This is a genomic window from Clostridium thermobutyricum (assembly GCF_000371465.1).
GTDB classification, from domain to species: Bacteria; Bacillota; Clostridia; order Clostridiales; family Clostridiaceae; genus Clostridium; species Clostridium thermobutyricum.
Map to the genome: position 1 here is coordinate 1835719 of NZ_KB850956.1, position 11832 is coordinate 1847550.

10 protein-coding genes are annotated in these 11832 nt (G+C 24.1%); 4 read left to right on the forward strand and 6 right to left on the reverse strand.

The features are described 5' to 3' along the window. Window positions 1–856: 856 nt before the first annotated feature. Window positions 857–3826: a DEAD/DEAH box helicase gene (locus tag HMPREF1092_RS08550; RefSeq protein ID WP_002598263.1), complete on the forward strand. Its 2970-nt coding sequence runs from the start codon at window positions 857–859 to the stop codon at window positions 3824–3826. A 126-nt stretch (window positions 3827–3952) separates the two neighbouring features. Here the strand turns inward: HMPREF1092_RS08550 and HMPREF1092_RS08555 are convergent, their stop codons facing one another. Next, window positions 3953–4339 (reverse strand): (deoxy)nucleoside triphosphate pyrophosphohydrolase, encoded by a 387-nt coding sequence (locus tag HMPREF1092_RS08555; protein ID WP_002598264.1) that lies wholly within the window; start codon window positions 4337–4339, stop codon window positions 3953–3955. A gap of 132 nt (window positions 4340–4471) precedes the next feature. On the opposite strand from HMPREF1092_RS08555, the gene HMPREF1092_RS08560 reads away from it, so the two are divergent. Then, window positions 4472–5260 carry an alpha/beta hydrolase gene (locus HMPREF1092_RS08560; protein WP_002598265.1) on the forward strand — a complete coding sequence of 263 codons (789 nt, stop codon included), beginning with the start codon at window positions 4472–4474 and terminating at the stop codon, window positions 5258–5260. A gap of 152 nt (window positions 5261–5412) precedes the next feature. On the opposite strand, the gene HMPREF1092_RS08565 is transcribed toward HMPREF1092_RS08560, so the two are convergent. Beyond that, window positions 5413–6177, reverse strand: coding sequence for a hypothetical protein (locus HMPREF1092_RS08565; protein ID WP_002598266.1), 765 nt, complete (start codon window positions 6175–6177; stop codon window positions 5413–5415). A gap of 234 nt (window positions 6178–6411) precedes the next feature. On the opposite strand from HMPREF1092_RS08565, the gene HMPREF1092_RS08570 reads away from it, so the two are divergent. Further along, window positions 6412–6966, forward strand: coding sequence for a class I SAM-dependent methyltransferase (locus HMPREF1092_RS08570; RefSeq protein ID WP_002598267.1), 555 nt, complete (start codon window positions 6412–6414; stop codon window positions 6964–6966). Window positions 6967–7033: 67 nt separating this feature from the next. On the opposite strand, the gene HMPREF1092_RS08575 is transcribed toward HMPREF1092_RS08570, so the two are convergent. From HMPREF1092_RS08575 to HMPREF1092_RS08590, 4 genes are all read right to left on the reverse strand, one after another. Further along, window positions 7034–7432 (reverse strand): YbaN family protein, encoded by a 399-nt coding sequence (locus HMPREF1092_RS08575; protein ID WP_002598268.1) that lies wholly within the window; start codon window positions 7430–7432, stop codon window positions 7034–7036. A 12-nt stretch (window positions 7433–7444) separates the two neighbouring features. Further along, window positions 7445–7744: a nitrous oxide-stimulated promoter family protein gene (locus tag HMPREF1092_RS08580; RefSeq protein WP_002598269.1), complete on the reverse strand. Its 300-nt coding sequence runs from the start codon at window positions 7742–7744 to the stop codon at window positions 7445–7447. Between the two features lie 83 nt (window positions 7745–7827). Continuing rightward, the gene (locus HMPREF1092_RS08585; protein WP_002598270.1) at window positions 7828–9492 is read right to left on the reverse strand and encodes an amino acid ABC transporter ATP-binding/permease protein; all 1665 of its coding nucleotides are present in this window, start codon (window positions 9490–9492) and stop codon (window positions 7828–7830) included. A gap of 2 nt (window positions 9493–9494) precedes the next feature. Continuing rightward, window positions 9495–11393, reverse strand: coding sequence for an ABC transporter ATP-binding protein/permease (locus tag HMPREF1092_RS08590; RefSeq protein WP_002598271.1), 1899 nt, complete (start codon window positions 11391–11393; stop codon window positions 9495–9497). A 194-nt stretch (window positions 11394–11587) separates the two neighbouring features. Here HMPREF1092_RS08590 and HMPREF1092_RS17185 point away from each other — a divergent pair, with 194 nt between their 5' ends. Beyond that, window positions 11588–11758, forward strand: coding sequence for a hypothetical protein (locus HMPREF1092_RS17185; RefSeq protein ID WP_002598272.1), 171 nt, complete (start codon window positions 11588–11590; stop codon window positions 11756–11758). Window positions 11759–11832 lie beyond the last annotated feature (74 nt).

Sequence of the window (11832 nt, forward strand, 5' to 3'; positions counted from 1 at the left end):
TTTAAATAAAAAGATATTAGTCTAGGCTCTCTTTAATCTTATTTATTTTTTAATATAAAAGGGATTAGTTTTCTAAAGTTCTCTCCATTATCGCTATATTAAGTTATTTTTCAATCTTTCTTTATCTCACAATAAATCAAATTATAATTATTAATAATATTACAATGACTATCTAAATTTTAAGCATTATATTCATTATTTTTATTTGATTTAATATGTTCTAAACTTCATATAAACCTTAAATTAAAACAGAGAAAACTTTTAACCACCAATCTATTTAAATCTATTCTTCCAAATTGTCTCTTTAAATTAAAACAAGAAAACTTTTACCCCCTCACTTAATAGATATACACAAATTCTAATTTTTGAGAAAAAATCTTTTTAAATCTCAAAAAAAATCTTTTTTTTATATATTTTTTTTATTTATTATTTTTTATTATTATTATTTGTCCCGATTTCCTAACCAAGCAGGGCACGTTTTAAAACAATACCCAAGAAAGCTTTTGAAACGCCTCACAATAAATTTTTAATTGCAGCAAAAATAAGCCGTTAAGTATTTAAGTTAAAGCTTAATAAAAGCTTTTTAGTACTAAACAGCTTATTTTTATAGTTTTTATAAAAATTGAGTTTGGGTTTAAAAGATTTTGTATTTTAAGGTTTTCTCAATTAATAAATATGTAAAAAAACTATTTTGGGATAAAATTTTAAATATAATTTATATTTTTTATTTAGTACTTGCCATAAATATATTATTTATGTCTCATTCTATTTATCTATATAATAATTTATTTTTATCTATATTTATCATGTTATACTAAAATTAACCACTTTAGTATAACAATTTAAGGAGATGTCTATGAAAATGTTGACCGATATAAAAACTATAGATAAAAATTTATCTGATACTATAACTAATAAAGAGATTATTGAAGAAGTTTCTATTGATTCTGAAATTATTGAAGCCAATAATACTGGTTTTATAAATAGATTTAATAATTCTAATTTATCATATGTCCCTAAACTTTTAGTTAATGATTATTCTAAAGGCAATAAAGTATTGAGTGACATTGTCTCAGAACTTAATAAATGTGAAGAATTTTATATCTCTGTTGCTTTTATTACAAGTAGCGGGATTACGCCTTTATTAGAAACTCTTAACACTTTAAAAAATAAAAATATAAAAGGCAAAATCCTAACTACTAATTATTTAAACTTTAGTGAACCTAAAGCCTTAAAAAAACTTTTAAACTTCCCTAATATTGAGCTTAAAGTATATACAAAAGAAAATTTTCATACTAAAGGATATATTTTTAAACATTCAGATCATTATAAACTTATAATTGGAAGTTCAAATCTTACGCAATCTGCTTTAACTAAAAATAAAGAATGGAATATTAAAGTTTCTTCTCTTGAAGAAGGTTACTTAACTAATAACGTTATAGAAGAATTTAAATCTCTATGGAATGATGCAGAAAATTTAACTTTAGACTGGATTAAAACTTATCAGGATATTTATAAAAATCAACGTGAATATTCTAAAGCTACAAAAGTCCCAACTTTAAAACAGTACAAGCTTTCACCTAACAAAATGCAAATTTCTGCTATACAAAATTTAAATAAACTTAGAAAAGAAGGAGCAAATAAAGCATTACTTATTTCTGCTACAGGTACAGGAAAAACTTATCTTTCTGCATTCGAACTTAGAAATTATAATCCTAAAAAAGCTTTATTTGTAGTTCATAGAGAACAAATAGCTAAACAAGCATTAGAAAGTTATAAAAATGTTTTTGGTGATTCAAAAACTATGGGAATTCTTTCAGGTACAAAAAAAGAAACTGACAAAGATTTAATATTCTGTACTATTCAAACTTTATCTAAGGATAATATTTTAAAAAGTTTTTCTAAAAATGAATTTGATTATATAGTAATTGATGAAGTTCATAAAGCTGGAGCTGTAAGCTATAGAAAAATAGTTGATTATTTTGCTCCTAAATTTTTATTAGGTATGACAGCTACTCCAGAAAGAAGTGATGATTTTGATATTTTTAAAATGTTTGATTATAAGATAGCTTATGAAATAAGATTACAACAAGCACTTGAAGAAGATTTACTTTGCCCATTTCATTATTTTGGTGTATCTGATTTTATAAATGAAGATAATGAAATAATAGATAATATTGATATAAATGCTTTAACATCTGAAGATAGAGTTAAGCATATAATAGACAAAATAACATTTTACGGCTATTCAGGTGATAGAGTTAAAGGACTTGTTTTCTGTAGCAATAAAGAGGAAGCTAAACTATTATCTGAAATGTTTAATGCTAGAGGCTATAGCACTCTTGCTCTAACAGGAGAAAACTCTCAAATTGAAAGAGATACAGCTATAGAACGTTTAGAAAGCAATATTTTAGAAAATTCTTTAGATTATATATTTACAGTTGATATTTTTAATGAAGGCGTAGATATTCCTTCTGTAAATCAAGTTGTAATGCTTAGACCTACTCAATCTTCAATTGTATTCATTCAACAATTAGGAAGAGGTCTTAGAAAATATAAATCTAAAGAATATGTTGTAATAATAGATTTCATAGGAAATTATAAAAATAATTTCTTAATCCCTATAGCTTTATCTGGAGATAGAACTTTTAATAAAGATAATCTTAGAAAAAATGTTATGGAAAGTACTAGAACTATTCCTGGTTGTTCAACTATAAATTTTGATGAAATATCAAAAAAGAAAATATTTGAAGCTATAGATAAAGTTAAATTTAATAATATAAATTTATTAAAAGAAAACTATTTTAACCTAAAGAAAAAAATAGGTCATATTCCTAGCTTATTAGATTTTGACTATTATGAATCTATTGATCCTTTAAGATTTTTTGATAATAAATCTCTTAGATCCTATTATAAATTTCTTAAAAAATATGAACAGGAATATACTATTGAGTTGGATTCTGAAAAAGAATTGTTTATAGAATTTATTTCTAAAAAATTAGCTTCTGGAAAAAGGATTCATGAACTTTTAGTTCTTAAGTATATATTAGAAAATTGTACAAATTTAATGGAAAAACTAGAGAATACCTTAACTATAGAATATAATATAGGATTTAATGATTTAACTAAAACTAATTTAGTTAATGTTCTAACTAATAAATTTCCTACTGGAATTAATAAAGACACTTATAATAAATGTATTTTTATAGAAAGCTTTAATAATGATTATAAATGTTCTACTAATTTTGAACATCATTTAAAAGATGCAAATTTTAAAAATTTAGTTAAAGAACTTATAGACTTTGGTCTTAATAGATATAAAAAAATTTATAAAAATCGTTATAAAAATACTAACTTTTCATTATACGAAAAATATACTTATGAAGATGTTTGTAGATTATTAGAATGGGAAAAAAGTGAAGTTGCTTTAAATATAGGCGGATATAAATTTGATAAAAAAACTAATACTTATCCAGTCTTTATAAATTACCATAAGTCTGAAGATATAGCAGATACGATTAATTATGAGGATAGATTTATCTCTCCTTCAAATATAATAGCAATATCAAAATCCAGAACGACAAGTTCTTCAGAAGATATTGTAACTGCCTACAATGCAAAAAAACTTGGTATAAATATGTATCTTTTTGTTAGAAAAAATAAAGATGATAAGGATTCAAAAGAATTTTATTTTCTAGGAAAAATAAATACAATTGGCAAACCTAAGGATATTAAGATGAAATCTTCAAATGTAAAAGCTGTAGAAATAACTTACCAACTAGAAACACCCGTAAGAGATGATATTTATGATTATATAACTACTTAAAAATTAAAGCTTGTTAATCTTGACTATAAAATAGAAGTTTAATTTATTCTTCTATATTAACTATATCTGATTAACAAGCTTTTTTAATTTAAAACTTTAAATTTTAATTACATATTAAATTATTAGTTAAAAATATTTTTTTAATTCATCAACAACTAACACATCAGCAGGAACCCACTTTTGATTATCTAAGTCATCATATAATACCCATTTTACATCATTATGAGCATTTAATTTTAACTCTCCTCCTATAACTTCACATAAAAAACAATGCATAATAAGATGGAAATTTGGATAGTCATATTCTATAGTTGTTACTAAATCTTTTACTTCTATTTTAAGCTCTAATTCTTCATCTATTTCACGTATAAGAGCCTCTTCTCTAAGTTCACCTTTTTCAATTTTCCCACCTGGGAATTCCCACATATCTATAAACTCTCCATACCCTCTACGAGTAATAAAAATTTTATCATCTTTCTTAATAATTGCTGCTACAACTTCTATATTTTTCATAAGCTATCTCCAATCTGAATAGAATATATATTTAATTATAGCTTATATAAAAAAAAAGAGTAGGTTTGACTTAATATTTATTTTTCTTATCTTTCCTACTCTAGTGTTATAATTACTTATGAGGTGATACAAATGAATAAATCCAAAGTAGAAAAAGTTAATTTTTATAGCAATTCACTTCAAAAAGAAATGTCAATATTAGTATATTTACCTGAATGCTATAATAGTTTAGCTCCTCTACCAGTATTATATTTTTTACATGGGAGAAGTGGAGATGGAAACATATTATTTGAATCTGATTTAAATATAAAAGCTGATTTGATGATAAAAAATAAAGAAATTTCTCCTATGATAATTGTATGTCCAAGCTTTGAAAACAGTCGTGGATTAAATTCCTCTTTAACTTGTAAAGAAGTATGTAATCCTGAAGATAATAGAATTATAAACTTAGGAATGTACGAAGATTATTTTATTAAAGAAATAATTCCTTTAATAGATAAAAAATTTAATACTATAAAAGATAGAAAAGGAAGATATATAGGTGGTGCATCTGCTGGTGGTTACATAGCACTTCACAATGCTTTTAGACATCAAGATATGTTTTCAAAAGTAGGTGGACACATGCCTGCATTAGAACTTAATCTTGAAGATGATGATAAATTATATTTTGAAGACTTAGCTTCTTGGGATGAATATGATCCCATATATATTGCAAAAAACAATAATATTCTTTCTGATATTAAAATTTTTCTTGATGCTGGAAACAAAGATGAAGGAAAATTTTATGAAGGTTGCTTAGTTTTATATAGAATATTAAAAGAAAAAAGAATAAGTTCTGAAAATAATATTTTTAAAGGTCATCACAATATAGAATATATAAAATCAAATATTGAAAAATATCTGAAATTTTATGGATGTTAATATATAAATCTAAATTATTATACTTAAATAATCTATTTTTAATTTAATATAATTTATATTTAAAGAGGATTTAATCTTATATTAGACTAAGTCCTCTTTAAATTTTATATTTTTAATTCTATAATAATTTATTTTTCTAACTATTAATTAATTTATGCACCAGTTGCATATCCAGTATACATATCTACATATATAGGTGTACTTTTTTTATTATATGGCTCAGTATAAACTTCATACCATGGATTTGAATACACTATTTTTGCTATTTTATCTTTTCCATATTCTTGTTCCATTAAATTAGCTAATACTTGTTTAATTTGAGATTTTGTAAAAGGAATTGGCTGACTTTCAACAATATTATTCAACTTCATTACTGCATTATTAAATTCATTTGCTGTTATATCTTTTTTAAGAGCTTCTTCCCCATTAGCTTGAATAAAAGCTGTTATAAGATCTGAAGATGAAACTTCATTTATCCATGCTTTTCCCCAAAGAGTATCCTCATAAGAATAAACTCCTAAACAATTTAATTGTCCTACTGACATCCAATATCTCATATAATTACTTAATTTATTGTATGGAATTTTTCTTCCAGTAGTATTTTTTACAATGACAGTTTTTAAATTTTTTCCATTTTGATTCTCATTAACTAATTCAATAACTCCAGTTGTATTTTCTGTTTGATTATATGTAGAATTATTATTTATTTCATTTGAACTTTCACTATTTCCTTCATTTAAATTGCTTGTATTTGAATTATTTAGATTAGATTTGTTACCTGTATTTAAATTAATATTATCAATTTTATTGCTAGCTACCATCTTATAATTAGTATTTAATATATATATATATCTTATATAAAGACCACCTATACATAATATTAATACAGCTAGAATTCCTATTATAATTTTCTTCATATCCCTACCTTCCTTTCTAAATATTTTAATTATTATACAAAATAAATACTTCCAAAAAATTAATATAATAAAAACAAATTTAATTTTAAGAAATTTATAACAATTATAACTGTTTTTATATTTTCAATAATATAAATTTTTCTAATACATACTTTATTAACCTTTATTTCATTGACTTTTAAACGTCCTTAAACTAGTATAAGTTTAAATTAAACTATGAAAGGGAGATTTACTATGAATAATCATAAATTTGATGTTAAAAAACTAGAAAAATTAAATAACCCTAAAAGATTAGAATCTTTAAACTTAGACCTTTTAATAAAAGAATTAAACCTACCTTCTAATAGCACTTTAGTTGATATTGGTACAGGTACTGGATTCTTTGCTGAAGCTATTTTAAGAAAAATTCCAGATGCAACTTGCTTTGGATTTGATATTTCAGAGGAAATGATAAACTGGACTACTGAAAATAGGGTTCCATCACTTAACTCTAGATTTTCAGTTAAATTAATGACTGAAAATGAAATTCCAGTAAAAGAAAACTTTGCTGACCTTGTATTTATTATTGCAGTTTATCATGAATTAGATAATCCTATGCTTTTATTAAAAGAAGTAAAAAGAATTTTAAAACCACATGGAAAACTTTTAATTTGTGATTGGAAAGAAGGAGCTCATCACCACTTTGTAAAAAAAGAAAATATATTAAACCACTTAACTAAGAGCAACTTTAAAAACATAAAAGAACTAGATGCATCAGAACCTTTCTTGTGCTTAATTTCTTCTCTTTAAAATTAAAAGACTAAGAACATATAGCTCTTAGTCTTTTTTATATAAAAATTATAATTTATAGAGGTAACTATTCAACTATTCCTTTAACTTCATCTTTTTTTATAGTTTTTATTTTAAAAGTGAAGTAATAGAATTTTACAATTATAAGTAATATTAAAAATATCCTTAAATGAAGGCTGTTTATAAGAATTAATGGAAAAGCTATCATAAAATCTGCAAATGCTAATATAAGTATTTTTTGCTTTAATGTCATAGCTTTTTCATTAACAAAGCTTTCTAAATGTTTTTTATAAATTTTTGTGTTTAAAAACCAATTATTAAATCTTTTTGAGCCTTTAGCAAAACAATATGCTGATAACAATAGAAATGGTGTTGTAGGAAGCACAGGAAGTATTACTCCTATTGCTCCTAACACAAATGATATAAGCCCAATTCCTACATATATATAATTCTTAATCTTATTCATATATCTCTACTCCTATTTATTCAAGGCATGTCTTATTAATTCCATTGGATTATAAATTAATAATCTCATTCCTGAAAATTTCATTACTTTTTTTATTTTTACTTTCATATCTTTTTTGTAGCAATGTATAGGACATCTAGAACAAGTTGATTTATTATCTCCAAACTTACAAAAACTAAGTCTTTTATGAGCATATTCTAATAATTCTCTGCATTCTTCACACAAATCACCTTTTTCTCTATTGTGATTTTTCATGCAATATATTTCTATCATTAATTTAATAGTCTTTTTTTCTCTTTCTATTCTTCCCATACCTTGCCTCCTTTTATATACATCAATAATCATTATCATTAATTATTTAAAAAAATTTATCTTTAAAAGTAATCTATTAAGTTTTAAACTATCTTTTTATTTTCTAATCTTAAAACTTTATCACAAACAGTAGTTGTTGATTTTCTATGTGATATAAGAATTATTGTTTTATCATTACAATTTTCTTTAATTGATTTTAATATTGCACCTTCATTTAATGTATCTAAATTACTTGTTGGCTCATCTAAAATTAAAATTTCTCCATCTCTTAAAAATGCTCTTGCAAGACCTATTCTTTGCTTTTCTCCTGAAGATAATCTTCCTCCAAGCTCTCCTACTTTTGTTTCATATCCATTAGGTAATGTTTCTATAAAGTTATGAATTGAAGCTTTTTTAGCTGCTTTTATAACTTCTTCTTTTGAAGCATTAAGATTACCAACCTTTATATTTTCTAAAATAGATTCATTAAATAAATAAGTCTCTTGTGAAACTAATGTCTGACTTTTTCTAATAGATTTAGTTTTGATATTTTTTATATCTTTATTATCTATAGTAATTTTTCCTTTATCTACATCCCAAAACCTCATAATAAGCTTTATAAATGTACTTTTACCAATTCCACTTTTACCTATTAAAGCTATTTTTTCACCTTTATTAATTGTAATAGATGTATCTTCAAATATTTTTTCTTTTCTACCAGGATATGCGAAAGAAACATTTTCATATTCTACAACTTCTTTATTTATTTCTTCTCCAAGCTTAACTTCTAAAACCTTTGGCTCTTCATCTAATAAAGAGAATAATCTTTCTGCACAAGCAAATGTTTGAAGAAGTGTATTAGATAAATTGCTTAAAGCAACTACTGGCCCAAATGAAGATGAAATAATAAGTATTCCTAAAATCATTCCAGTAAAAGATAAGCTTCCAACTGAAACTTCATAAAAACCTACTGCAACAAAAGTTAAAATAGCAAGCATAATTACAAGGTCTGTTGTGGCTTTTATTATTCCTTCATGCTTTTTTATCCCATCTAAATGCTTATTAATTCTTTCTGATTTTGAATTTATTTCATTTAATCTTTCTTCGCCATTATTAAAAAGAAGTACCTCTTTTAATCCTCTTAAAGAATCTAAAATATAGTTGTTACATTCTGAAAACATGTTTCTATATTCCATTCCAGCTTCTTTCCCTAATGAAGAAGATAAATAAGGAATTACAAATCCTACTATAAGGAAAAATACTAAGCCTAATAATCCAAACAAAGGATTTATTAAATATAAAACTATTGTAATTATAGAATTTGTAATTATTGCAATTGAAATAGGTGCTATAGTATGAGCATAAAAAACTTCTAAAAGCTCTATGTCTGAAGTAATTAAAGAAATTAAATTTCCTTTTTCAGCTCCCTCAAGTTTTGCTGGAGCTAATTCTCTAAGTTTACTAAACACTTTATCTCTTAAAATATATAAAATCTTAAAAGCAATATAATGTCCTGACAATTGCTCACCATATCTTAAAAATCCTCTTAAAACTGCACTTAATATCATAACGAGTATTGCACCTTTAAAGGTTATAGAAGTTATCTCTCCAATTAATATTCCTATTGCTACTCCAGCAAAAGAAACTATAGAAATTGAAGCTAAAAATCCAATTACACCAAGAGTTATAGTTATTCCCATAATTGGAGCTAATGGCTTTAACTCAACAATTAGCCTTTTCATTATTTGGAAGCCTGACCTTCTTTCCATAATTAACAAACCTCCCTTATTTTCTCTAATTCATTTTGACTGTTTACCATGTTATAATAAATTCCCTTTTTATTTAGTAAATCTTTATGTCTTCCGCTTTCTTCTAACTTTCCTTTATTTAAAACATAAATTTTTTCTGCATCTTTTACATTTAAAAGTCTATGAGAAATAACTAAAATTGTTTTAGATTTTGAAAGCTCATAAATAGCCTCCCAAATGCTTTCTTCACTTTCAACATCTATATTAGAAGTAGCCTCATCAAATATAATCATTTGTCTATCTGCTAAAATGGCTCTAGCTAAAGCTAATCTTTGCTTTTGTCCTCCTGAAAGTGAACTACCAGCTTGTCCAACATCCGTTAATAAACCATCTTTTAATCCAGATACAAAGTCATATAATCTTCCAAGCTTTAATGCATTTTCAATTTCTTTATCTGTTGCATCTTTTTTACCAATTAACAAATTATCTAAAATTGTTCCATTAAAAATATGACTATTAGTAGAAACTAAAGCTAAATTTTTATAAATAGAATCTCTATTTACCGTTTCTATATTTGTATCATTTATAAGAATTTCTCCACTAGAAACTTTATGTTCATTTAATATAAGAGAAGCTATTGTACTTTTTCCAGAACCACTTTCTCCAACTATTGCAACTACTCCACCTTTAGAAATATCCATGTTTATATTATTTAATACATTTCTTTTTCCATCATAACTAAAACTAACATCTCTTAATTTGATATTTATATCTTTAAATACTTTATTTTCTTTTATGATATTTTTATTTAATTTCATTTCAGATATAACGTCATCACTTTTCTCTTTAAATGTAATATCATGCCCATTTGCTTTAGATACAACTTCATTTTCTTCTGACTCAGTAATATCATCTACTTTAGCATCTAAAATTTTAAACATTCTATCACTAGCTGCCATTCCATTCATAGCTATATGGAAGTATGAACCAAGTAATCTTAATGGAATAAAAAATTCTGAAGAAAGAATTGCTATTATAATTAAACTTCCAATTTGTATTTCTCCATTTCTAAATTGGAAAAGTGCTACTATTATTCCTAAAGCTGCTCCGCAAAAAGCAACTAAGTCCATAATAGTTATAGAATTTAACTGCATACTTAAAACTTTCATAGTTATTTTTCTAAAGTTTTCAGCTTCATTATTCATTTTTTCATGTCTTTCTTCATCAATATTAAAAACCTTTAAAGTAGTTAATCCTTGAAGATTCTCTAAAAATGTTCCACCTAAATCAGAATAAGACTTCCAATAATCTTTTAAAATTCTCTTTGCAATTTTCATAATAGCTATAATTGAAATTGGAATAAGTGGAACTGAAAGTATAAATACTACTGAAGCTTTAATAGATATAAAGCTCATAAAGAAAAATAAAGTTACTGGAACTAAAAGTGCATAGAAAAATTGAGGTAAATATCTTCCAAAATAAATTTCTAATTGCTCCACACCTTCAACTGATACTTGTACTACTGAAGAAGTACTTTCAACAGAAGTATAAGAAGTCCCAAGCTCTAAAAGCTTTTTATAAATTAATTCTCTTAAAGTAACTCTAGCCTTTGAAGAAGCCATACAAGAGAATTTAGTATATAGAATATTAGAAATATATCTTAGAACTAAAAGACCTGCTACTATGATTATAGAAGTTGTTAAAGAAATATTTTTAAACACCTCAAAATTAGATAAAAAATCCATAAAATTTTCATTTTTTAAATTTAGATTTTTATATAAAAATAATTTATTTATAAACTGTCCTATAAAAATTACAGTTATTATATTGCATAAAGTAGCAATCCAGTTAGTTAAAACAGTAAGAGCTATATATTTTTTAGACTCATTACAGATATTTATTAACCTTTTATTTATCATCATAATTTCTTCCCCCTATTTTGTTGAAATATTTCTCACTTAGCTTATTATAAATTAGATGATAATGATTTTCAATATATTTTAAAAATAAATTTTTATATTTTGAAACAATCTTTTTAAATTAGAAATAATTAAATTTAGAATATAACAAAATTAAATTTCATATTTATATTAATATTTACTTCTAGGAGATTAAAATGAAAAAATTAAATATAAACTATATAAATTTAAGTTTAATTATACTTTTCACAACAATATTACTTAGAAAATTTATTGAACTACCTGATTTTATTTATGGTTTAGGTATTGGAATAAGTATTGCACTTTCACTAGTTTCGCTTTATGAATTTAAGAAAAAAACAAATTAAAACTAAAAAATAGATTCGTAAATTTTCTAAAAAATAAATGTATAAAAATCTACGCCCTCTATTAATCCATAATT

What these genes read in the sequence shown, in the direction of transcription:
- HMPREF1092_RS08550 (WP_002598263.1), top strand. Translation starts at nt 857, where the DNA reads ATGAAAATGTTGACCGATATAAAAACTATAGATAAAAATTTATCTGAT.
- HMPREF1092_RS08555 (WP_002598264.1), bottom strand. Translation starts at nt 4,339, where the DNA reads ATGAAAAATATAGAAGTTGTAGCAGCAATTATTAAGAAAGATGATAAA.
- HMPREF1092_RS08560 (WP_002598265.1), top strand. Translation starts at nt 4,472, where the DNA reads ATGAATAAATCCAAAGTAGAAAAAGTTAATTTTTATAGCAATTCACTT.
- HMPREF1092_RS08565 (WP_002598266.1), bottom strand. Translation starts at nt 6,177, where the DNA reads ATGAAGAAAATTATAATAGGAATTCTAGCTGTATTAATATTATGTATA.
- HMPREF1092_RS08570 (WP_002598267.1), top strand. Translation starts at nt 6,412, where the DNA reads ATGAATAATCATAAATTTGATGTTAAAAAACTAGAAAAATTAAATAAC.
- HMPREF1092_RS08575 (WP_002598268.1), bottom strand. Translation starts at nt 7,432, where the DNA reads ATGAATAAGATTAAGAATTATATATATGTAGGAATTGGGCTTATATCA.
- HMPREF1092_RS08580 (WP_002598269.1), bottom strand. Translation starts at nt 7,744, where the DNA reads ATGGGAAGAATAGAAAGAGAAAAAAAGACTATTAAATTAATGATAGAA.
- HMPREF1092_RS08585 (WP_002598270.1), bottom strand. Translation starts at nt 9,492, where the DNA reads ATGGAAAGAAGGTCAGGCTTCCAAATAATGAAAAGGCTAATTGTTGAG.
- HMPREF1092_RS08590 (WP_002598271.1), bottom strand. Translation starts at nt 11,393, where the DNA reads ATGATGATAAATAAAAGGTTAATAAATATCTGTAATGAGTCTAAAAAA.
- HMPREF1092_RS17185 (WP_002598272.1), top strand. Translation starts at nt 11,588, where the DNA reads ATGAAAAAATTAAATATAAACTATATAAATTTAAGTTTAATTATACTT.